This window comes from Mesorhizobium ventifaucium (genome assembly GCF_935822925.1).
Classification (GTDB): domain Bacteria; phylum Pseudomonadota; class Alphaproteobacteria; order Rhizobiales; family Rhizobiaceae; genus Mesorhizobium; species Mesorhizobium ventifaucium.
In genome coordinates this window covers 15179-38525 of sequence record NZ_CAKXZS010000051.1, presented here as the reverse complement: position 1 = coordinate 38525, position 23347 = coordinate 15179, and the positions used below count along the sequence as shown (strand labels likewise).

Here is a 23347-nt window from a genome sequence, read left to right as displayed (position 1 = left end):
GGCGAAGACGAGCCATACGTTTCGCCGCACTATGGGTGTAATCACTTCCTTTGCCCGACCGACCGTCCCACCGCGTCGGGTGCTGGGAGAACCGCATGAGCCTCGATGAGGGGCTTAAGCTTCATCATGACTGCTGGCAGTGGGGGGACGGAGCGACTCTCCTTCGACGAAACGTGGAGCATTAGATGCTCGCAGGTTGACAACAGGGTGTCGTCGGAAGCTCGATACAATCCCATGAAGGAATGGATCTTTTTCCCGTCTGAGGGCAGGAGTTGTGCCTTGACATAAAGTGCGTCCCCAAGCTTTGCCTCAGCAAGGAGCCGAACATGGCTCTCCACAGTGTAGTAGCTGTGGCCGGCCTTCACATAGTCGGCGTCGACGCCAACCATTTGAAGGAGCGCGTCGGAAGCATCGGCGAAGCACTGGGTGTATCGGTATTCGGTCATATGGCCATTATAGTCGATCCAAGCAGAAGGAACTCTCAGTTCGAGAAGCTTCAGTGGCTCCTTAGCTGGATTGGCCTGAGGTTTTGGCGCGGTCTTCCAGAGATGGGCCTCGTAGTCAGACAGCAGCCTGCCAGCCCCCCAGCCCCGCCCCTCATCACCAGCCTTTAGCGCCTGCATGATTCCGACGAGGTTCTGGTCGCGGATGCGCTCGAGCTCTCGAATGCCACGCTGCCCCGACTGGGCGTCAGACTGGACGGCGATCTTTTCAACAAGGGCATCGTCAAAGTCGACCACATCGGTCAACTTAGTCCATGGCCAAGAAAGGCTGGGTCCATACTTGGAAAGAAAATCACGCATGCCGGCTTCGCCACCAGCGATGCGATACGTCTCGAAGAGGCCCATCTGTGCCCAGCGAAGACCGAACGAGTAACGGATCACATTATCAAGAGTTTCGGTATCGCAGATGTCGTCTTTGATCAGCCAGAGCGCTTCACGCCAGAAGGCTTCCAGAAGGCGGTCGCCTACGAAGGCATCAATCTCCTTGTTTATGATCAACCCCGTCATGCCGACCGTCGCGAGCTTGGCCTTGGCGTCTTCGAGCACTGCTCTGGCTGTTTTCTCGCCACCAACGAGTTCGACCAGCGGGAGTAAATACACAGGGTTGTAGGGATGAGCGACGAACATGCGCTCTGGATGCTTCATGTCGCGCTGGAGGTCAGTCGGAATTAAGCCCGAAGTCGAAGACCCAATTAGTGCCTTAGGATCGGCCGCAATGTCGATCTGGGCGAGCACGCTGCGCTTGAGATCAAGCCTCTCAGGCACACTCTCCTGAATCCACTCTGCGCCTCGCACGGCCTCCTCGAGCGACTCGCTGAAGTTTAAAGTGCCTTTGACGGGAAGGGGCGCGCGCGTGAGCATCTTATACGCGCGCTCGGCATTCGCCATGACTTCGGAAATGAGCCGCTGAGCTTCAGGATGGGGATCGAAAATTTTCGTATCGATGCCGGCAAGTACGAATCGAGCGGCCCAAGCTCCGCCTATAACGCCACCCCCGATACAAGCCGCCTTACTGATTCTAGCCATTTATGATTTACCTTCCGAATTGCCTCTTCATTGCATCAGGGCGAGTAGTCCGAGGAAGCTGGGCGCGATCACCTGCTGTCCTGCAGGAAGCATGCCACTTTATCGCTTGGTCAGTTTAAGTTTCCGACGAACTTCCTCAGGACCGATGACCCTGCCGCCCATGCTTTCGACGAGATTGACGGCCTTCTCGACTAACCGGCCGTTCGTTGCAAACTGACCCTTGGCAACGTACAGATTGTCTTCAAGGCCAACGCGCACGTTGCCACCTGCGAGCACGGCCGCCGCCGGATATGCCATCGCGTCGCGCCCAATAGCAAAGGCGGAAAACGTCCAATCCGGAGGGATGCTGTTCACCATCGCCATAAAAGTGTTGAGGTCATTAGGGGCACCCCACGGGATTCCCATGCAGAGCTGAACCAGGACAGGGTCCTCGATAAGCCCCTCCTTAACGAGCTGCTTAGCGAACCAGAGATGCCCGGTGTCGAAGACCTCGATCTCTGGACGAACGCCAAAATCGGTCATCATTTTGGACAGCGCGCGAAGTGTCGCAGGCGTGTTGGTCATTATATAATCGCCGAGATTGAAATTCATTGTGCCGCAATCAAGCGTGCAAATCTCGGGCCTGCACTCGACAATAGGGCTGAACCTTTCAGAGGCACCGACAAGGTCAGTGGTGGGAGCAAGTGGAAATGGCTGTTCGACACTGCCAAATACGAGATCCCCTCCCATCCCTGCGGTGATATTCAGTACGACGTCCGTATCCGATTGTCGTATCCGGTCCGTCACTTCTTTGTATAATTCATTTCTGCGAGAAGGCGCCCCGGTCTCCGGATCGCGAACATGGATGTGAGCGACTGCAGCTCCCGCCTTTGCAGCTTCAACGGCAGCTGCTGCGATTTCTTTTGGTGAACGGGGTACGTGGGGAGATGTCGATGCAGTATCCCCCACGCCGGTTACGGCACAAGTGATGAACACTTCGCGATTCATAGAAAGGCCCATGACGCTTCCTTTGCTTTGATCATGACATCGACGATGGTCAGCATGCGGTCGTAACGCCCAAGCTGCTGCGCTGTGCTTCTAGTATTCAGTTGATATTGTCTGGCCGTCGATCGCGATAGACTGTCCGGAAATAATTCGGCCATGAGGGCTGCAGAGGTAAAGAATCATACTGGCGATTTCTTGGACACTCACCAGCCTTCTCATCGAGTACATTTTGAGCTCTGCCTGCCTGATTTGCTCAATTGGCACACCACGTGATCGCGAGGCCATTTGCTGCACCCGCTCCAATCTGGGCGTATCAACGGCACCAGGGCAAATCGCATTCACGTTGATGTTGTGCTGGCCCAACTCCATTGCCATGACATCTGTAAGGCCGATGACGCCATATTTAGCGGTACAGTAAGGAGACCGAAGTGAAAAAGGCAGGAACCCGGCCGTTGAAGACATGTTGACGACGGATCCGCCTCCCGCCGCCTTAATGAGCGGCACCGCAGATCGCGCACAATAAAAGGCGCCGTCCAGATTTACAGCGAGCGTGGCTCTCCATTCGTCGTCACTCACAGCTTCCACCGGCTTTGATGGACCTGAGGTGCCGGCGTTGTTGACGAGGATATCCAAACCGCCCAGGCGGCTACCAACCTCCTCAAAAAGCTTAGCCACAGCTTCGGACTTCGAAACGTCAGCGGCGACCGCAAACATGCCTGTGCTTGGCTGAACACTCTGAATCGCCTCGGGGTCGACATCGCAGACGAGCACTTTTGCTCCCTCAGCAGCAAAGCGTTCTGCTACCGCCCTTCCAATACCGGCAGCACCCGCTGTAATCAGAACACGCTTATTCTCTAATCGAAGATCCATGTAGCCCTATCCCTTCATATTCGCGAACCTACTCTTTAGTGAGCAATCGTTGCGAAAATAACGACTTATCTCGCCAAGCCTCCCTAGCGACGGTTGATCCACCGCAGGCAGTCACCCCTGACATAAAATGAACTTTATATATTGCGGCAATCGCTAAGCCTCCCCCAGGTGGGGCCGCAATGGATGCTTCGATAGCACAATCAATTGCGGCGGGAGTTCGCAAAAATGTAAACTGCCAAATGACTTTATTCCGGAATCAATTGGACGAATGTCCAATCAACGACTAGAGGATGGAATCACAACTGACTTCATCGAGTGCGCAGAGCGCTGCCCGGAATCCGGCCGGCTCGGATTCGGCTGAAACGCCGGCCGCGTTGGCGATATCAATCATCGTAACTGCGGAAATGCTCTTCCCCGCGATCGCCTTGCCCGCTGCTTTAACGATACGAAGGCGGGCCAGTTCAACGTCAATAATTTTTGGCATAGCCTCCAGACGCTTTCCTATCTGAGACGCAAAATTCAATGTCCCAGCCATCTCCACTTTCAAGCAGGCCACGTGGAGGCCACTTCGGCGAATCTCCTCAGTTTTCCCAGCTACGGCGAATTAGGAGCCAGCAACCTGAAAGTGGTATTCCCGGCTATCTGGTGGGAACATGTAGCTTTTCCGTCTTGCAGTACAGGATTAGCTAGGTTGACGGCACCCTATTCTTGGCCAGCCCCTAATATATAGGCTAGGCCAATTACGCTTTTAGACTTGTAGAGCTCAATGGAAAAAGCGCATTTTGCCTTTGGCACGTATGCTATGTTAGATCTGAGGTCAATTTCAACGTCCTGAAAATCAATGGTTTGGTTACATAGGGGGAAACACGCCTTATAGACGGCCTCCTTAAGGACGAACAGGTCTCGCCGCTGGAGCAGAGGTAAGTCGTACACGGTTTGCTCTCTAGAAGTTGCAACCAAGTCAATTAGGTCGTTGGGAAGCGGTTCGTCAGGTTCGATGTCGACACCCAGCGCTGCGATGAGTTTCTTCTCTGCAATAGCGGCGGCTGCTACTGTATTGTGGTGTGCCAAAGAGCCAACAATGCCGACTGGCCAAGTCGGAGCACCAGATTGCGTCTTTAAGATGGGCATCGGTGGAAATCCTAGTTTAGCGAGGAGTGTCCGGGCGACAATTCTTGCCGCGCCGCTTTGGCGACGATTTTTGGCAACAGCGCGTCCCAGCGCAGCAATTTCGGAAGCGAACAAGGCGGCCTCGTCGACGCGTTCTATCGAACGAATTCCGACGAGGATGTTCTGTTGATCAAACCTTATAATGTCCATTTATTTGTCTCCTTGAGGTCTCGCGCAATGTAGCTAGTGGCTGAGCTCGACAACAAGGTCCATAGAACGGAGGATGCTTCTTGGACACTCGATACCAAACGCGAGTTGGCCGGCCGTGGACTAAGCGCGTGCTTTTGCTTTGACGAGGCGAAGGCTGGCGCGGCTCGCAGACAGCAGAAAACTTGCCGAACAAGCCCTCTGCTAGAGACCGTTCTAACGCCGGCTCCGGTGGTCCGCAGGCACTGCAGCGCACGGCTGCCGATTTCCGCTGCGGCGCACACTGCGTCGGCTTCCCGTCAAATGGTTGCTGCAGCTTAGCGTACTTAGAATCACAAGGGTACGGACTGAGCTTTGCCCCCTTTGCGCACGGCAGCAGCGCGGCAGCGTTCCGTCTGGCAGGCGACCTCGCCGCGCAGAATACAGAGATTTGTCCAATCGGTGACTGTGCCGCCCTGCGCTAGCGCCGTACGCGATCCATGGTCGAAAGGTGGCCCTGGGCCCATTGGGAATATGGCGCAGATGACGAGCGAAGATGCGGCTCAGGGCTCGTCCGGGGGCCTGACCAGTCAGAGACGGCAAACTCGCCGGCAACCGCAGCGCGCGGCAGCAGTTCGGCCGCGAATAGCGTCCTCGATCTTGTGGAATTCGGCCATTCTCGAGGGCTTCGCTGGCAAATCGGTGCGGCACGGGCTGCCGCCAACTCGTAAAAGCAAGCTGCTCTTGGGCGTGCGGCCACTCCAAAGAGAAATTAAATCATTCGCTGGATTACATTTTTTCACAATTCCGAGCCTGTTGCCTGTGGTATCCAAAGCTCAGGTAGCAGCGTCCAGAGTGCGATTTGCTAAGTTCAGAGTGCGAAGTTGCTGTGCCAGTCGCTACGGGTCGCCTGCAGATCGCAACAAGGCATTTGGCTGCTCGATTAGTACAAACTTGCCGCCCCCGTACCACGTCTTGCCGTGCTTTCAGCCAACGAGGTCATAACCTAGGCCAAGAGAGGAGAACTGCAATGAGCAAATGGGGTGAACATTCGAAACCAGCTTTGACCGTAAGCCGAAGGAGCGTCCTCAAATCCGCGGCCGCGGTTGGGGCGCTGGCGATCACTTCATCAGGCGCGACACTTTCCGTCGTCGCTCAAGAATCCGCTCCCAAGAGGGGAGGGCATTTCAAGCTCGGGGTCGCGGCCGGCGCCACGTCCGACTCCCTTGATCCAGGAACTTACACTAACTCATTCACAGAACTATTTGGCAAAACCCTGCACGGTTATCTCACAGGAATAGACGCCGACGGGAAGGTTAACGGCGAAATCGCAGAATCTTGGGACGTATCGAAAGACGCCAAGACGTGGATCTTCAAGCTGCGGAAAGGCGTCGAGTTCCACAATGGCAAAAGCTTAGATGCCAAGGATGTCCTCGCCTCGATTAACCACCATCGCGAGGAGCAATCCAAATCAGGCGCGAAGCCCATCGTGGATCCGGTCGACGAAGTCCGTGCGGACGGTCCTGGGACAGTGGTCTTTGTCTTGAAAGACGGCAACGCAGATTTTCCGTACCTTCTTGAAGATTTCCACTTGGCAATCGTACCATCGAAGGACGGAAAGGCAGACGTCTCCGGAGTTGGAGCTGGAGGTTATGTGCTAGACAACATTGACTACGGCGTCAAAGGCACCGGCAAACGTTTCGCTAATTATTGGAAATCCGATGCGGCCTGGTTTGATTCGTTCGAGGCTCTTGCCATACATGATGTCACAGCGCGCACAAATGCGCTGGCAACAGGCCAGATCCACGCGATGGAACGATGCGACCTGAAGACGATCCATCTACTGGAGAGGAACAAAGATCTGGAGATTGTATCGATCGCCGGAACTCAATTCTACTGCACGGCCATGGATTGTAAGGCCGCCCCGTTCGACAACGCCGATGTTCGACTGGCGGTCAAACATGCGATCAACCGGCAGCAGTTGCTAGATACCTTGCTGCACGGACACGGGAAACTTGGCAACGATCACCCAATCGGGTCCACAAATCGCTTTTTCGCCAAGAATCTGCCACAACGCGAATTCGATCCGGAGAAGGCTCGATTCCACCTCAAGAAGGCTGGCCTTTCGGATCTGAAGATCAGCTTATCTACTGCAGATGCAGCTTTTCCAGGGGCAGTCGACGCCGCCGCGATTTACCAGCAAGATGCAGCCAAAGCCGGCGTTAGCATTGATGTAGTCCGCGAGCCGAATGATGGCTATTGGGACACTGTTTGGTTGAAGAAACCTTTTTATATGAGCTACTGGCTCGGCCGGCCCACCGCGGACTGGATGTTCTCCCAGGGTTATGCCGCTGATGCCGCATGGAACCAAGGGCATTGGAAGAACGCTCGTTTCAACGAACTTTTGGTGGCTGCCCGGTCTGAACTTGATGACGCGAAGCGTTCGGAGATGTATGCAGAAATGCAGAGTATATGCAGAGACGACGGCGGCGAAGTTATACCGGTTTTTGCGAACAACGTCAGTGCTCTATCGAGGAAAATCGCTCACACAAAGCTCGCCTCGAACTGGGATCTGGACGGTTTCCGTTGCGCAGAGCGCTGGTGGTTCGCCGATGCATGATGTGACGCAGCATTGAAATGGCTCCAATAGCGAAGATCATCGGTCAGCGCGTCGCCTTGGGCATGCTGACCTTATGGATTGTTTCCGTAATCATATTCGCCGGAGTGCAGTTTCTACCAGGTGACATTGCTACCGAAATGCTTGGGCAGTCGGCAACTGCAGAGACAATCGCCGCCTTCCGGAAAAGCCTCGGCCTTGATCTGCCCGTGCATCTTCGGTACGCCTATTGGCTCGCTGACGTGCTCCGAGGAGATTTGGGAACAGCGCTATCCAACGGCCGAGATATCGGCGAACTCATTCGACCAAGGTTGTTCAATACACTGTTCCTGGCGTTGACGGCCGCGATAATGGCCGTCCCCTCAGCGTTGCTGGGTGGATTACTTAGTGCGCTCTATCGCAACACATTCTTCGATCGTCTGATCAATGTTTTTACACTCAGCTCAATTTCACTTCCGGAATTTTTCATCGCTTACATCCTCATCATGGTCCTATCAGCGAAAGCTGGTATTTTCCCGAGCCTCGCTGACGTCGATTCAACAGCCGGTCTTGCCGGCCGTCTGAATGCAGTCGCCCTTCCCGCACTTACGCTTACGCTAGCGGTCTTGGCCCATATGACGAGGATGACCAGGACATCGATCATCAACCTTCTTGCAAATCAATACATTGAGACAGCGCGGCTTAAGGGCTTGCCAGAATGGCGCGTGCTTGTTCGGCATGCGTTGCCGAACGCTTGGGCGCCGATCGTCACCGTTGTTGTATTGAACTTGGCATATCTGATCACGGGGGTAGTAATCGTGGAGGTCGTCTTCGTCTACCCAGGCCTCGGGCAACTCATCGTGGATTCGGTACAGAAAAGAGACATTCCTGTCGTGCAGGCCTGCAGTCTGATCTTCGCGGCGACTTACGTCCTGCTCAATCTCACGGCCGACGTCTTGTCTATCGTAACCAACCCGCGCCTTATGCATCCAAAATGATGTGCGATAGCCGTGAATAACCGATGAGCGAAACAAATGACGGTCATTGACGTGCGATCAATTCTCGTTGTGGGAGGCAGGAGGTTTGTCTCGGCGCCGGTAAGCGCAAAATTCGGGATGGTGGTCATCGCGGCGTACGTGCTGGCTGCCCTGTTGGCCCCGCATCTGACTCCTTACGGTGAAGCCGAAATTGTCGGTACGCAATTCGAACCATGGAGTTCCAAATTTTGGCTCGGCACCGACAATCTTGGGCGTGACATGTTAACACGACTTGCGTTCGGAGCTCGAAACACAATCGGCATCGCGTTGCTGACGACCTGTCTCGCCTTTTCCATTGGCGCCTTCGCCGGCTTGGCTGCTGCCACCTTTGCCGGATGGCTCGACCAAATACTGGCACGCCTCGTGGATGTTCTGATGTCCATACCGCAGCTTATCTTTGCGCTGCTGCTGCTCTCAATCTTCGGCACTTCGGTCTCCGCATTGGTGGTCGTCATTGCTCTCCTGGACTCTACGCGTGTGTTTCGGCTGAGCCGGGCCGTCGCAATCAACGTCGCGGTTTTGGACTATGTCGAGGCAGCAAGGCTCCGCGGCGAAGGAGCCACGTGGATCATGACACGCGAGATATTGCCCAACATAGCCCCTACGTTGGTAGCTGAGTTCGGCCTTCGGTTTTGCTTCGTGTTCCTGCTGATCAGCGCTTTGTCGTTTCTTGGTCTGGGGATCCAGCCGCCTACAGCCGATTGGGGTTCGATGGTCCGTGATTCCGCGACATTGATTTCCTATGGTGACATCACCCCTCTTCTGCCAGCCGGAGCGATTGCTCTATTGGCGGTGGCAGTGAATTTGGTTGTGGACTGGTTACTCCACTCAGCAAGCGGCCTTCACGACGCTTGAGGTCGCCTCGCGTTCTTGAGACGGAAAAAGCTCGAAGGAAGAGTTGCTGATGTTGACCCAACTGTTTGGTGACTTCCGCAAAACACAAAGTGCGTAGCTCTCTCGAATCTCGAATCCAAGAGATGTTTGTTATTCCGCCGACGCTACGGCCCGTATCTATGTGGTTAGGACTTTGTAAGCGCGCCTTGTGCGTGCCGCAGCAGCCGGCTTCTAAATGGTACACTGCAGTGGCTGCATACCTATTCTATTTGGATGGACGGGTTCTTCGACGGCGCCCAAATCGAAAAAGACCGGCGACGGGCAATCAACCGAGCGGAAACTGCAAATGTCGAAAGAACTCGCATTGTTGGACGGGCGAGATGACCCGAAGCCCTCCGAGCGTGCGCCTGGCAACTGGCCGGAAAAGCCCGACATGCTGCTCAATATACGCAACCTTCGGATTGAGGCTACCGTCTACCCACCGCGCGAGAGCCCAAGGAATATGATCCTCGTTCATGACGTTTCACTAACTCTGGAACGCGGCAAGGTTTTGGGATTGATTGGTGAATCGGGCGCCGGCAAGTCGACCATAGGTCTGGCCAGCATGGGCTATGGTCGAGGTGGCGTTAGAATCACTGGCGGTGAGGTCGTTCTCAACGACCGTGACATACTGACGGGCGGAGCAAGTGGCATGCGCAGGCTCCGGGGCCGCGAAGTATGCTATGTTGCCCAATCGGCCGCAGCCGCATTCAATCCCGCGTACCGGCTGATGGACCAAGTGATAGAGGCGGCACTTCTGCACGGCACGGGAACTCGGGCTGAAGCCAAGATACGAGCCGTTGAATTGTTCAAAAAGCTTAACCTTCCTGACCCGGAGAACATCGGCAGACGTTTTCCTCACCAGGTTTCGGGGGGTCAGTTGCAGCGCGTTATGACCGCAATGGCACTCTGCTCGAGCCCTGACCTCATTGTCTTTGACGAGCCTACCACCGCGCTCGATGTCACCACGCAAATCGATGTATTGGCTGCGATACGGGACGCCATCCGCGATACGGGCGTCGCCGCCCTTTATATCACTCACGACTTGGCGGTGGTCGCGCAGGTCGCGAACGAAATAGCGGTGCTACGGCATGGCAAGCTCATAGAGCGAGGCGTGACGCAGCAAATCATTAACAATCCCGGCGAGCAATACACGCGAGCCCTCGTTTCAGTGCGTCGTATTGCTCACGAGCAGAGGGATTGTGACTCTCCACCAGTGGGCTATCAGTATTAGGCGTGACAGCAGCTTACGGCAACGGAGCAGTCAAGGTATTGCACGACGTTTGCCTGGAGCTTCAGCCTGGACAAACGCTCGCATTTGTCGGCGAATCGGGCTCTGGCAAATCAACGCTTGCACGCGTGATTACTGGATTGCTGCCGCCTCTAGCAGGTAGCATCCAGTTCGACGGGAGCGGTCTTCCACGCCGGCTGGCTGAGCGATCGAAGAAGGATCTTCGCCGATTGCAGATGATCAATCAGATGGCGGATGTCGCGATGAATCCGCGCCAGACTGTCGCCACGATCGTCGGGCGACCGATCGAATTCTATTTCGGGATCGGCGGCGCCGAGCGTGATCAACGTGTGGTCGAACTGCTTGATAAAATCGAGATGGGGAAGAGCTTTGCGGACCGATATCCGGCAGAACTGTCGGGCGGTCAAAAGCAGCGTGTTTGCATCGCTCGGGCGCTTGCGGCAAAGCCGAAGCTGATGATTTGCGATGAGGTGACTTCGGCCCTTGATCCCTTGGTCGCCAACGGAATCTTGAAGCTGTTGCTGCAGCTGCAAAAAGACGAGGAGGTGGCCTATCTCTTCATTACCCACGACCTTGCGACGGTGAAGTCGATTGCCGATTCTATCGCGGTGATGCATCGCGGGCGAGTGGTACGCTACGGGACAAAGGGTCAAGTTCTTGCCCCACCGTTCGATCCCTATACCGATCTTCTCCTGTCTTCGGTTCCGGAAATGGAGGTCGGCTGGCTAGATGGAGCAATCAGTTCCCGACGGATGGAGAGCGTCGGGAACTAGCCAGGATTAAGTCTGCTCAACCTTTTCGGGACTGTGATCCCTAACGTTCCAGATGTCCAGAATGGTTCCTGTGAAGACTTGATCAGCGCGACCGTTCTGCGCATATCCGCTTATAGAGAGCGCCGAATGTCGCCGCGTTGATTATCTCATCCAATTTCGGCGCCCCCCAAAGGTCGCTCTTCTTCAAGTGGGCTTGAAGTTCTGCGGCGAGAAGGCTGTCCCCCCCCACATCAAAGAAGTTGTCCTCCAATCCTATTTCTTTGGCGCCGAAAAGAGATCTGACTTCTTCGAGGAAAAGGCTCCTCGGATCGGCGTGCCTCAACGTACCGTCCTCGCTTGTTCTGACTTCTCCGGGCGGAGATTTTCTACCTTGGTCCGGCTGCTGTTCCGGCGTGATTGTCCGGACCTGGTCGACCCATTGACTCACGCGAGGAGGCAATGGCCGGGTCGCTACAATAACCGGGCCGTTGTCGACGGTCGCCAGTATGCGCTTGATGACATCGATGCCCTCCTCGGAACTGAGTGGCAAATTTTTCGCCTGACATGTCTGGTACGCGGCAGTCACCCGCTCGTCGAGGGAGTAATCCCAATCATCCCACTTGGAATTGATCCACCGGACACCGAGTTTGCCCTGTACCTGGCGTGCAAATGCGTCCATGAAGCTGTCGGCCGCTGCGTGCGCAGCCATCGCCGGTCCGCCGAGGATGGACGCAAGGGACGAGAAGAGGAACACGAACGCCGGTGATTGCCTGTGGGTGGACTGTACCCGCTGGATCGCACCATAAAGGTTGCGTGTCGCCACAGTTTTGGCGGCGAACTCACTGGCAGAGATCGTGTCCTTCATCTCTGAAAGGAACTCCACATCGGCGGGTCCGGCGGCGTGAAAGATCCCGTCGATCCGCCCGAATTCGCGAACCGTTGTGTCGAGCGCGTCCGACAGGCTGTCGAAATCGGATAGGACGGCCTGATGAAGAATCACCTGACGCTTTGCATCGTGAAGCGCGGTCAGTCGGCGTGTCCAGCCATCCTCATCGACATCCACGTGCCCTGAACTCAAATCATCGGGCGCGCGAGGGCGGGTTATCGCCACGACTGTCGCCCCGAGGCTTACGAGATGCTCTGTCAAGGACAGGCCGATCCGCCCGAGAGCTCCTGTGATCAGATAGACGCCACTAGGCCGCAGGATCTCCCGTCCGGAAACCTGCGACGCGAGACTCACCTGGGAAAAATGTGGCACCCACCGTCGGTTTCCGCGGAGCGCGACGATGGCATCTGGACCGGGCACGTCACGTCCGATTTCAGCCTCTAGCTGTTCGCCTATATTCGGGTCATCGATATTCAGATCAACAACCCGACAATCGACCATGGGGTTTTCCTGCGGCAGCACTCGGGTGGGACCCAAGACGCACGCCTTTTCGGAATCTACAGGTTCCTCGTCGACCTGAACGCTCCGGTCCCCAACGATCCAGAGGTCGAGCGGAGTCTGGAGCGCCAGTGTGGAAAGGGCTCGAGCCAATTCAAGTATAGCATCATAGCTCTGAAAAAGGTGAGTCTGGGGCGTACCTGGATCTGTGCATGCGTCCGTGGTGCGGCTCAGGTGCCAGAGACAGAGAATGCGGTCAACGGGACGCTCCGACACCATCTCGGCGTCGAAGAGGGCCTTCAGCCCCTCTCGGGTGGGATCGATAAAAATTGTAGACCCCTCGATTTCCAGGGGCGAATTTGAAGACTTGGCTTGTCGGCAGACACGGACAACTTCATGACCCGCATCCTCCAACTGCCGTGTTATGCTATTTGCCAGCGCGCCTCCCGCGTGCTCCGCCTCACCAAACGGCCTATCGGCGAGCAGCAACCAACGTAGCTCCTTTTTACTTGCGCCACCGGAAGCCGTGAGGGGAAGCATTTTCTCTATCCAACTTTGCGCATAGGTGAACACTGTCCGCCCGTGCCGTTCTCGCTCCCCGAGCTGCCTCGGAGACGGCGCACTCACAGGCTGATCCTCCGGCCAGCAACGATGACCGTCAAACGAGTACGTTGGGAGGGAAAGTCGCTTGCGAGTCCCGAACGGTTCCAATTGATCACTGGCCCGCTTCCAATCCACAGCAACACCCGCGTTCCAGAGCGCTCCGAGGCACTCAAGAAGGACATGGCGGCCTGTGAACTCTCCGTCGTTCTCGCCGCACGCGGCTGGCACAATCGCGGGAATTCCAACCTTACGATCTCCTGGATCGATCGCTCCGAGTGCGAAACGCGCCAGACTGCGCGAGGGGCCAAGCTCAACAAGTGCAGTCACGCCGGCCGCTAACACGGCATCGAGAGCGAGATCGAAACGGATAATCTCAGTTGCTTGCCTACTCCAGTGGCTCTCCGGTAATGGCACATTCGCACCATGCAGAGATCCTGAATTCAGAGCAATCGCGACATTTGGCAATCGCTTGTCGAGGATGCGGACCTGTGCGTCGACGATATCAGCCGCTGGTTTCATCAGGGGAGAATGACTTGGGACGCCAGCTGTATCAATGACGTGGTTTGGAATCCTTTCTTGTTCCAGCCTCCCGTGAAGCCCTTCGAGAAGTTCTCGCTTCCCAGTGAACACAACGCTTGTATTTGAGTTCACGATCCCAACGCTTATCTCGCCAGCTTCAGCTCGATCACGCCAAGCGTCTTCAGTGAGGATACGCTCAGCCTCATCGAGGCCGCATCCGGCCGCAAGCATCGCACCGTCGACACCAAGCTTCGCCATTGCGCGGTTACGAGCGACTGTGAGCCCAACGGCATCTTCCACTTTCAGAATGCCCGCCAGGGTGGCCACGACGTATTCGCTCATGCTGTGTCCCAAGAGATAATTGGGACGCACCCCGAACGTTTCTAGCAAATGCGCCATGGCGTATTGTACGGAGAAGGTCATTACACTGGTTTCTTCGAAGGAAGCGGTCGCGTATACGTCGTCGTCCCCAAACATGACCGTCTCCAGGTCACGATCCAGAACCTTGCGACTAGTTTCCGCACAAACCAGAAAAGCATCGCGAAAGGTCGGTACGTGATCAAACAGATCCTTGAACATTCGTGGATGCTGCACTCCGCAACCGGGCAGCAAGAATCCAATCGACGGCCTCGAATGGGTTCTGTCAGCCGCACGATCCACCTCTTCTTCTAACTTCGCGATGGCTATGTCCAAGTTGCGCGCCACAACGACGGCTCGATGATCGAATTGGCATCTTGCCACGCGTAACGTGTGGGCGACGTCACCGAGATCGACTTCGCGGTGACGCCGCAGGAAGGCGGCTAGATCCCGGCAGGCCCGGGTTAGCGCCGCCGGTGTCTTTGCAGATAGGCAAAGAGCGTGAGATCCTCGCGCGACCGATCCAGGCCAAGCCCTTGCGCTGTCGCGATCCCATTCCTGCAGCACGACATGGCAGTTGGTCCCACCGATACCGAGCCCGGTGACTCCGGCAGTTCGTGGTCCTCCTTGCGGACGTGGCCAGGGTCTAAGCTGCTCATTGACGAAGAAGGGGGTGTCTTCCAGGCCCAGATCTTCGTTCAGCCGATTGATGTTGATGGTCGGGGGGATTACTCCATGCTGAAGGGTGAGAACTGTCTTGATAAAGCTTGCGACTCCTGCGGCTATGTTGGCATGGCCGATGTTCGGTTTAATTGACCCGAGCGCACAGGTGTTGCCCTTTTCCTGTCGTCCTCCATAAGCCTCTGCCAGCGCGCGGACCTCGATCGGGTCGCCGACCTTGGTGCCAGTGCCATGAGTTTCAATGTATTCCACGTCTTCAGGGCCGAGTGCCGCGGAGGCAAGCGCCTGGCGCACAACAGCGGCTTGGCCTCGCGCGCTAGGCGCCGAGAAAGACGATTTGGCGCGACCATCGTTGTTGATGGCACATCCTTTTACCACTGCGTGGATCGGGTCGCCCGCCGCAAGCGCATCTTCCAGGCGCTTGAGAACGACGACCCCTACCCCATCCCCAAGCACTGTCCCATTAGCATCGGCATCAAAGGTCCGGCAAACACCGTCCGAAGAATTGATGAAGTCCTTGACGTACTGATACCCGGCTTGCGGGAAGGTGATGCTCGCCGCGCCTGCGAGCGCCATGTCGCAATAGCCACCCGCTAGCGACTGAGCCGCAACCGCGATCGCCACTAGTCCAGTTGAGCATGACGTTTGTACCGCAATACTTGGGCCGCTGAGGTCCAGCATGTAGGACACGCGCGAGGCAAGATAGTCCTTGTCGTTGCCGAGCTCCGTCAGGAAAGCGAGCGGGGCGTTCGTGGGATTGGTAAGGCCGCCCCCCTTCAAATGGTGTATTAGATAGAGGGGGAGGAATGAACCTGCGAACACCCCAGTCCGGCCCTCATGCTGGGTTGGCGAATATCCGGCCGACTCGAGCGCCTTCCAGCAGCATTCGAGGAAGAGGCGATGCTGCGGGTCCATCAGCGTTGCATCACGCCTTGAGAGCTTCCAGAAATCCGGATCGAAAAGGTCCACATCTTTGAGATGTGCGCCCACGCGCACATAATCGGAGCGCTTCAGCACAGCCTCCGGAATGCCCCGGGCCTTGAGTTCCTGCTCGGAGAGCGCGGCAATCGAGCAGACGCCTTGGCAGAGGTTCTCCCAGAGCGCATTGACGGTATCCGCGCCGGGGAAACGCGCGGCCATACCAATCACCGCAATGTCCATCCCGGGACCGCGCCGCCCGTCGAACGCCGTGGTGTGCGCCCTCGCCGCCGAGGTTGGCAGTGTTCTGGGGAGCTTCCGTTTTTGAGGGTGCTCCTGCTCGCCCCGACGCTTGCGGAGAAGAGCCGCGAGCTCTTTGAAAGTCGGATTGAGGAACACTTCCACCACGCGGAGCTCCACCTTCAGACTCTCACGAAGCTGCGTGCTGAGGCGGGCGGCCAAAAGGGAGTGTCCGCCGCAATCGAAAAAATTGTCGCCCGGATCAGCAACCTCAGCCTGAAGGAGGTCGTGCCAAGCTGCGCGAAGTGCCGATTCGACCTCTTCGGCACCTGTGCCTGGAGTGCACGTCTCTTCTGCGAGCTCGCGGAGGCGAGAACGATCAAGTTTCCCATTGCCCGCAATCGGCAATTCGGTAACGGCGACGAAGTCCGCTGGCACGGCGTAGTGTGGCAGCTCAGACTTCAAATGCGCCCGCAAAGCGGCCTCCCAGCCGTTGGCCCCATTTCGCAAGACTACATAGGCGATCAATCGATCAGGCTGGCCGGTGGTAGGGTCGAGTTCCGGCACTACGGCGGCGGAGCAGACGGCGGAGTACCGAAGCAAAGCAGCTTCTACAGACCCGAGGACGACGCTATAACCTCGGATCTTCACCATAAAAGCGCAGCGCCCAATAATTTCCAAGTGGCCGCCGGGCAGCATGCGGCCGATGTCGCCAGTGCGGAACATTGTGCCATCAGCGCGAAACGGGTCGGGAAGGAACCTTTCCCGTGTCATCTCCGGGCTGTTGAGATATCCATGACCCACTGCATCGCCGCCGACGAAGATCTCGCCCAAGAAGCCCAGCGGTGCGGGATCGCGCTGCTCTCCGAGGACATAGACACTGACGTTGTACTGAGGTGGACCGACAGGTACGACCTTTTGTGTTGTTGCAGGATCGATCTCGCTCAAATCAATATGCGTGACGTCATGTGTCTCCGCTACGCCGTAGTGATTGACAATTTTGATGTGCGGTAGCGCATCCTTCACACGCGCAAGCAACGCAGATGTTAGAACCTCGCCTGATAGGAAGATCAATCGGAGATCCGGAAGGCGGGAGGGGAAGTCGACGAGGCCGCTGCTGATAATAACATCGAGCAGTGAAGGAGTTAGCAATATTCTGGAAATTCGATTTCGTTTCAGGTACTCGACGAGTTGGTGCGGATCGTAAATAACGTCGTCTGGTATCAGGTAGGCTGGCATCCCGGCGAGGATTGGCCGCATTATCTCCCAGACGAGGAAGATATTAACCGCCTCGCGCTCATCAGGCGCATACGGCAGCGCCTGATAGCGCCATTGATAGGAGCATATCGCGCTTCGGTGGGGGCAGACGATCCCTTTCGGTTCACCAGTCGTGCCGGACGAAAATACAATCTGGGCCGGCGCATCGAGATCCACAGTTTGGGGATTTGGCGAAATTGCTTTGCCGAGTTGCGCTTCCCAACCTTTGTCGAGCGACAGCGCAAGACCTGACCAGTTAGGCGGAAGGTTAGCTGCGAAACGGTTGTTGGTGACGACGATTTCAATTGATGCCTTCTTAAGCATCCGCTTTAGCGCCGCAACGGGCTGAGCTTTCTCAAGAACGACGTAGGCCGCCCCTGTCTTAAGAATACCGAACAGCGCGACAGCGTATTCGGGTGACGTATCCATTAGGATACCGACGTGCGAACCTCGGCTCTGATTATGTCTGAGTAAGTGTCTAGATAGAATCTCGCTTTGGTCGTCGAGCTCACGGTAGGTTAATATCCCAGTCTCTGAGACGACGGCAGGGGCGTCCGGATTGAGGGCCGCTTGCTTACGGAATCGTTCATGCAGGGTTAGTTCGGGATAAGGTAGCGCCTCGCCAATTCGAATGGAATGAGGGAGTTGTGCCTTTACTTCCCCAACCTCACGCAGGAGGGTAGACACCACATCCGACGTCATAGAATGGGTGTAAAAATGATCGCTATCAAACATAATCCGGGCGAAGCGCGACGTCGTAAGCCGACGCCATTCGTCTAGGTCATCGGCATTGATCGTTTCGTCTTGAACTCCCCCCATTGCGGTGATTGCCGCGCGGAGAGGCGTTGGTAGGTTTCGATCGTAGGTCTCCGCCAGTTCGAAGTCGGCGCGCATCGGAGGCAAGATGAAGTTATGTAGCAGTTCCTCATTTGCCAGCGCCTCCTTGGGGACCAAACCGAGGCTACGGACCACATCGGTTAACTTGTCATCCCTGTATATATACATGGGCGGTTCATCCGCCGGCACATCCGCCGACGGGTGAGCCGACACGATAACATGGAAGGGAGATGGCAGACCGGCCTTCTCCAGGGAGCGGGCGATCTCGTAAGATACGAGGGCACCTACACTATGACCAAAGAAAACAAAAGGCCGGTCGCTGTACTTCCGGAGCGCCTCAGTGACCATGGGTACTAGTACGTCCATGCTGCGGATAGCGGCCTCCGCTGCCCGTTTGCCGCGCCCGGGAAGATCCAGACAAATAAGCTCAACCTCATCGGGGAAAAAGTCCGACCAAGTACGGAACGACTGGACGCTACCTCCTCCGTGAGGGAAGCAAATTATCCGATATGACGGCTCAAGTGAATTCTTTATGACACTAAGCATTGCTTCGGCTTCACCAAGAACATGTTCCATTTACTAACTACTCCGCTTCTATTCATCTCGACGCATTCGTCTCACATGGAAGGCTAACCTTGATATACTCTCTATTTGGTCGGCCGGCTTATTCCCGCATCACTGTGACCATGAGGCGTCCGAATTCGTATGCAGCGTCGAAGTCAGGCGCTTGATGTGGGTGGCAGCGCTCGACAAAGTAGCGGGGCATTCTTCGTGGAGTCGACGTCGGTCCCACATCAATGCTCGAATGCAGCGCTCCTCCGCGGTCGGATCAGACCTTCCACAGCCATGATAAACCTTCATGCACTATCTATAGCAGCGATTTCTCGATTGTCTGACCAGCAATTTGTAAAATTATTTTAATTCTTCAAAGCATATATTTTACAAAAGCTACATTTAAATGATTATTCATGCATTTTTCTCTACACTTGTACTATCAAATGGATTTCTAACCCCGCCCTACTCAGTTGTTCGGTCTATTTTGCCGACCGCAATGACTTACGCGCCGGCCTTGGTCATTCGATCATTCCCCCTCTGTGGAACAGGCGCGCTGGTTGCCGATGATCGCCCACCCCTCGGACCAGGCGAACTAGAACGCTTCGCCCGGCCCGAAGCCAGTGGCACCAATGTCCTACAGCCCCGAGGACTGCAGTTTTCTTTGCCGAAGGCCTTCCAATCCCGAGCGAATACCCCAACAGAAAGAGGACGCGTCATAGCCGAGCGTCCTCAGCCTGCAACTCCTTAAGGGTGGGGCTTCTGCTGCCAGTATTCTTAACTTCAGCCAAGCCGACAGTAGGCCCTTTTCCACATCTGCTTAGACCTGCCTCTTCTCATAATGCTGACCACTACCGCCTCTTATCTCCCGAACCCGCGCTCCCGGCACGGAGAGCAGGTAGTGTTTCTATTCGCCAACCGCCGAAAATGGAGCGATCGACAAATCGATCAAGTCAACGGCCCGCTGAAGTATGGCCTTGGTCTGAGCCAGGTCGGGCGAAGCGGCGATGACATGTCCGAGCCAGTCTCGGTAATCACCTTTCCTGACGATCGGCGTCTTGGGTTCAACATACAACCTAACCTCGGCAACACCTGGTAGAGCGCCCGCCTGACTGCCACCATCTATGCGATCGAGCAGGCCATCGCGATCAGGTATTAGGAACTGCGCGGCCGCAGTCTGCAAATGCTTTCTGCGCAAATTACATTCCTCGCCGATGGCAAGCTTCACGTGTCCGCCGATGAGGTCGACGCCATAAGCAAGCTCAACCAGTTGAGGGCTGGGCGCGCCAGCGAGGCGGGGATTGACTTCGATTACGACTGGGCCACGCTTCGTCCATCGAAATTCAATGCAGGCTGGCCCCCAGCCAAGGCCGAGAGCTTGCAGACAGCTCAGCGAAGCATCCGCAACTCGCATATACTCGCCATGACTCAGCTGCGCCGGAAAGCTGCTCTCACAGAATACGAAATGCGGTAGGGGGCCCGAGTCGCCCGCTTCAATCCCGATGACCTCAGCTCCCATTATATGCGCGATAAAATACGGGCCTTGCGCGAATTCTTCTACGAGTATGCCTGGGGAAGAACGCGATATATGCTTCCTGCCCACAAGGTACCTCGTGTGTTCGGCTAGCTCCTCGACATCGCGGCACAAGCGGACACCACTGCTGCCGCTGCCTACGACAGGCTTAAGAATCACCGGTAGCCCGATCTCAGCCGCAGCGCTTTCTACGTCCGTCGCATTCGTTGCCAAGCGGTAAGCAGGTATGGGGAGGCCGGCCTTCGCAAGGAGCTGATGTTGGATGAATTTGTCACAGCATCGTTCTATCGACGAAGGGTTCGGTCCCGGTAGACCGAAATGCCGGCAGAGCTTGCCAACTGTCGCGGAGACCGACTCGTCGTCGCCCGCAAAGCCAGTGATGCCAGCAATGTCATAGCTTTCAAGTAGCCGAGAACATTCGCGGATCAGCGCATCGAGATTATCAGTATCGACCCGGATTGCCTCGCTCTTTTCCGTCGCAACGTAATCGTACTGAGTTGGATCACTCGACAGGGTGATTGGATGTAAGCCGAGGCGCCGGGCCGCTTGGACGTATCGCAACCCGTTGCCCCTTGGATGGCCTTCAACCAGGATGAGCGCTCTTCTTGACATCGGCTGCTGACTCCGTTGCGTATTGTGCAGTCCGAGCCGTTAATCGGCATGATTTTTTTGCCGCGCAAGGGCCGAGACGTTGCGGTGAACTTACCAGTATCAGCGATTTGTACTCGCAAAGCTTTCGTAAACTTATGCGAAGAATCTGTTCCCATAACTGAAGCAATCAGTACCAGTCCGATAGGGCAGTGACTGGTGCTTGAGGGCACACCTTGGGCGTATCACTATCAGGCCAGCAGTTCGTGCAGGCGGTCTGCCGGGTGGTGGCGGCGATGCGCGAGCGACGCAGCCAGGCAGCGGATCCACGTCGCCGACTTGGGCTTTGATTTGTTCAACAGCGCCCACAGTCTGGACGGCGAAACGATAGCGCAGGCTGTGGATCCGTGGACTACAGTAGCCTGCCCTTATGCCAGAGACAGATCTGTCTCGAGAGTCGCCAAAACGTGGAGCATGTACTGTGTAGCAATCTGCCGCTGGGCTGCGCACCGCGACAGCCTCGGGCTGCGCCTCTCCTGCCCCATTTCGGCTGAAGCTGATTCCGATTCTCAGGCGGCCATGGTCCTCAATCCTGAATAGAATCGATAATGCCGTCCCATCGGGTCTGGGTCGAAGACCAGATGCTGCCTCGGAATGACCAAATCCCATCAACCGTTCTGCGCAACGGCTTGCCCTCACGGGCGTCAGTCCAACCCTGGTTCACCGAGGGGTAAGCAGCACACTGAACAAAGCGGTTTGGTCGTAGCATTACCGATTTTGACCCTATGATTCTGTGTAATGACGCTGGAACTGAGCCCGCGCCAGTGATCCAGAGGGTGCGCGAGTTCACCTGCGCGAGTGCGATAACATTACGCAGCCCCCGGCACCTTCGACGTGACACTTGTTTGAACAGGGACATCGCGAACAGATGTGCCAGGACCGCGAACAGTTTTGCGTTTTTTGCGCGAGGTGTTGGGGATGCCATTCGAGGACAGAAGCGTTACTTCTGTCACATCACTAAGCACGCTCCATTCACTGCCGTGAATGCGGTCACGGGCAGCTGCATCCTCCGTGCGCGCGGTCCGACCAACCGCCATCGTGTGCTGAGCGTAAGCCAGTGCCTAGGGATTTGGCTCACTGCCGGCAGCATCCTCCTGCCGACATCTGCCGGCTTTCGTGACGATTAAATCGCGCCCTCGACCTTAAGCTCGCGATAGACCGTATCGATCGATTTCGCGGTCGCATCAACGATGATGTCGATCTCTTTTCGGGTAATGATCAGAGGTGGGGCATAGCCGAGAATATCGCCATGCGGCATAGCGCGGCCGATGATACCATTCTCAAACAGAGCAGCGGCGGCGCGCGCGCCGATCTGAAGTGCAGGTTCAAATGGTATCCGCCCTTCAGGATCCCGCATCAGCTCTACCGCGGACAGAATGCCAACGCCGCGAACCTCGCCAACAATCGGATGTCCCTCCAGTTCGGCTTTCATGCGGGCATGCCAGTACGGTCCCACATCCCGAACATGTTCCAGGATATTTTTTTCTTTTAGCAATTTGATATTGGCAAGCGCGGCCGCCGCGCAAAGCGTGTGACCGGAATACGTCCAGCCGTGGCCGAGTGGGCCGTGCTTCTCAGTTCCTTGTTCCAGGACCGACCACACGCGGTCGCCGATAATTGACCCGGAGATGGGCAGGTAGGCTGAACTCAAGCCCTTGGCGATCGTTACGAAATCCGGCCGCACGCCGTAGAGGTGAGAACCGAACTTCTCACCGGTTCGCGCGAAGCCGCAGACCACTTCGTCGGCGATCAGAAGAATATCATACTTGTCGAGCACCCCCTGAATAGCCGTCCAGTATCCCTTTGGAGGCGGAACGATGCCGCCGGTCCCAAGTACCGGCTCTCCGATAAAGGCTGCAACTGTCTGGGGGCCTTCAGCGAGGATAAGAGCTTCAAGTTCGTCAGCGCAGCGCCTGGAGAACGCTTCCTCACCTTCCCCGTCATGCGCCTGCCTATAATGGTGCGGCGTCGTCGTATGGCGCACCAAGTCCAGAGGCAGGTCGAAGAAATTGTGAAAGAAGGGAAGGCCGGTCAGGCTACCGGTGACCAGCCCAGATCCGTGATAGCCGCGATTTCGCGAGATGATCTTCTTCTTGTCAGGGCGGCCGAGGATATTATTATAGTACCAGACCAGCTTGATGTTGGTTTCGTTGGCATCGGAACCGGAGAGGCCGAAATAGACCCGTCGCATGTTCTGACCAAAATATTCGACCACGGCCTCTGCCAGAAGGGCGACTGGCTCCGTACCTTGGCTGGCATAGACGTGCGCGAACGGCAATTCGTGTGCTTGCCTGGCAATGGCCTCTGCGATCTCCGTGCACCCATATCCCATGTTGACGCAGTAGAGCCCTCCGAAACCGTCAAGGCTCCTTCGGCCTTCTGTATCCCAGATATAGACGCCTTCCGCACCGGCCATAATCCTATTTGGCGTCTCGCCTCGGCTGTGCTTGGCCAGATGCGTAGAAGGATGGAAGACGAAGCTTCTATCCTTCTCGCGGAGTTGCTCGGTTCCCAGATTGCTCAAGCGCATGTCCCTCTCCTCGCGATACAGTGGCATAGGCACTAAGCCGGCCAGCTCTTTAGCAAGTAGTATACCGGAAACAACCTCTCGAGTTTCGCGGGAATGTA

The 23347-nt window shown here is 56.2% G+C and carries 11 protein-coding genes and 1 pseudogene; 4 read left to right on the top strand and 8 right to left on the bottom strand.

Translation table 11 applies throughout. From position 1 onward, the window contains the following. Positions 1 to 41: 41 nt before the first annotated feature. From NMG70_RS29350 to NMG70_RS29330, 5 genes are all read right to left on the bottom strand, one after another. Entirely contained in the window at positions 42 to 1529 is a 1488-nt protein-coding gene (locus NMG70_RS29350; protein WP_254027711.1) for a carnitine 3-dehydrogenase, read from the bottom strand. 99 nt (positions 1530 to 1628) lie between these two features. Continuing rightward, the gene (gene bcoG / locus NMG70_RS29345) at positions 1629 to 2528 is read right to left on the bottom strand and encodes a 3-dehydrocarnitine:acetyl-CoA trimethylamine transferase BcoG (RefSeq protein ID WP_254027710.1); all 900 of its coding nucleotides are present in this window, start codon (positions 2526 to 2528) and stop codon (positions 1629 to 1631) included. 78 nt (positions 2529 to 2606) lie between these two features. Then, positions 2607 to 3383, bottom strand: a complete 777-nt coding sequence (locus tag NMG70_RS29340) for an SDR family oxidoreductase (protein ID WP_254027709.1) — start codon at positions 3381 to 3383, stop codon at positions 2607 to 2609. A gap of 283 nt (positions 3384 to 3666) precedes the next feature. Continuing rightward, positions 3667 to 3918 carry a hypothetical protein gene (locus tag NMG70_RS29335; protein WP_254027708.1) on the bottom strand — a complete coding sequence of 84 codons (252 nt, stop codon included), beginning with the start codon at positions 3916 to 3918 and terminating at the stop codon, positions 3667 to 3669. Positions 3919 to 4085: 167 nt separating this feature from the next. Beyond that, positions 4086 to 4703, bottom strand: coding sequence for a 4'-phosphopantetheinyl transferase family protein (locus tag NMG70_RS29330; RefSeq protein WP_254027707.1), 618 nt, complete (start codon positions 4701 to 4703; stop codon positions 4086 to 4088). A gap of 1006 nt (positions 4704 to 5709) precedes the next feature. Here NMG70_RS29330 and NMG70_RS29325 point away from each other — a divergent pair. The 4 genes and pseudogenes from NMG70_RS29325 to NMG70_RS29310 all read left to right on the top strand — a co-directional run bounded on the left by NMG70_RS29325 (position 5710) and on the right by NMG70_RS29310 (position 11210). Beyond that, positions 5710 to 7299: an ABC transporter substrate-binding protein gene (locus NMG70_RS29325; protein WP_254027706.1), complete on the top strand. Its 1590-nt coding sequence runs from the start codon at positions 5710 to 5712 to the stop codon at positions 7297 to 7299. 17 nt (positions 7300 to 7316) lie between these two features. Then, a complete protein-coding gene (locus NMG70_RS29320) occupies positions 7317 to 8273 on the top strand; it encodes an ABC transporter permease (RefSeq protein WP_254027705.1) in 957 nt (318 codons plus the stop codon). Positions 8274 to 8309: 36 nt separating this feature from the next. Further along, on the top strand, positions 8310 to 9167 hold the full coding sequence (locus tag NMG70_RS29315; protein ID WP_254027704.1) for an ABC transporter permease: 858 nt from the start codon (positions 8310 to 8312) through the stop codon (positions 9165 to 9167). Between the two features lie 412 nt (positions 9168 to 9579). Next, positions 9580 to 11210: pseudogene (locus NMG70_RS29310) on the top strand (ABC transporter ATP-binding protein). Positions 11211 to 11292: 82 nt separating this feature from the next. Here NMG70_RS29310 and NMG70_RS29305 read toward each other — a convergent pair. The 3 genes from NMG70_RS29305 to NMG70_RS29295 all read right to left on the bottom strand — a co-directional run bounded on the left by NMG70_RS29305 (position 11293) and on the right by NMG70_RS29295 (position 23249). Then, the gene (locus NMG70_RS29305; RefSeq protein ID WP_254027719.1) at positions 11293 to 18531 is read right to left on the bottom strand and encodes a type I polyketide synthase; all 7239 of its coding nucleotides are present in this window, start codon (positions 18529 to 18531) and stop codon (positions 11293 to 11295) included. Between the two features lie 913 nt (positions 18532 to 19444). Continuing rightward, positions 19445 to 20683: an ATP-grasp domain-containing protein gene (locus NMG70_RS29300; RefSeq protein ID WP_254027703.1), complete on the bottom strand. Its 1239-nt coding sequence runs from the start codon at positions 20681 to 20683 to the stop codon at positions 19445 to 19447. A gap of 1159 nt (positions 20684 to 21842) precedes the next feature. Then, positions 21843 to 23249 carry an aminotransferase gene (locus tag NMG70_RS29295; protein WP_254027702.1) on the bottom strand — a complete coding sequence of 469 codons (1407 nt, stop codon included), beginning with the start codon at positions 23247 to 23249 and terminating at the stop codon, positions 21843 to 21845. Positions 23250 to 23347: the final 98 nt, after the last annotated feature.

Excerpts from the sequence above, each read along its gene's own strand:
- NMG70_RS29350 (WP_254027711.1), bottom strand. The coding sequence starts at position 1,529 with ATGGCTAGAATCAGTAAGGCGGCTTGTATCGGGGGTGGCGTTATAGGC.
- bcoG (WP_254027710.1), bottom strand. The coding sequence starts at position 2,528 with ATGGGCCTTTCTATGAATCGCGAAGTGTTCATCACTTGTGCCGTAACC.
- NMG70_RS29340 (WP_254027709.1), bottom strand. The coding sequence starts at position 3,383 with ATGGATCTTCGATTAGAGAATAAGCGTGTTCTGATTACAGCGGGTGCT.
- NMG70_RS29335 (WP_254027708.1), bottom strand. The coding sequence starts at position 3,918 with ATGGCTGGGACATTGAATTTTGCGTCTCAGATAGGAAAGCGTCTGGAG.
- NMG70_RS29330 (WP_254027707.1), bottom strand. The coding sequence starts at position 4,703 with ATGGACATTATAAGGTTTGATCAACAGAACATCCTCGTCGGAATTCGT.
- NMG70_RS29325 (WP_254027706.1), top strand. The coding sequence starts at position 5,710 with ATGAGCAAATGGGGTGAACATTCGAAACCAGCTTTGACCGTAAGCCGA.
- NMG70_RS29320 (WP_254027705.1), top strand. The coding sequence starts at position 7,317 with ATGGCTCCAATAGCGAAGATCATCGGTCAGCGCGTCGCCTTGGGCATG.
- NMG70_RS29315 (WP_254027704.1), top strand. The coding sequence starts at position 8,310 with ATGACGGTCATTGACGTGCGATCAATTCTCGTTGTGGGAGGCAGGAGG.
- NMG70_RS29305 (WP_254027719.1), bottom strand. The coding sequence starts at position 18,531 with ATGCTTAGTGTCATAAAGAATTCACTTGAGCCGTCATATCGGATAATT.
- NMG70_RS29300 (WP_254027703.1), bottom strand. The coding sequence starts at position 20,683 with ATGTCAAGAAGAGCGCTCATCCTGGTTGAAGGCCATCCAAGGGGCAAC.
- NMG70_RS29295 (WP_254027702.1), bottom strand. The coding sequence starts at position 23,249 with ATGCGCTTGAGCAATCTGGGAACCGAGCAACTCCGCGAGAAGGATAGA.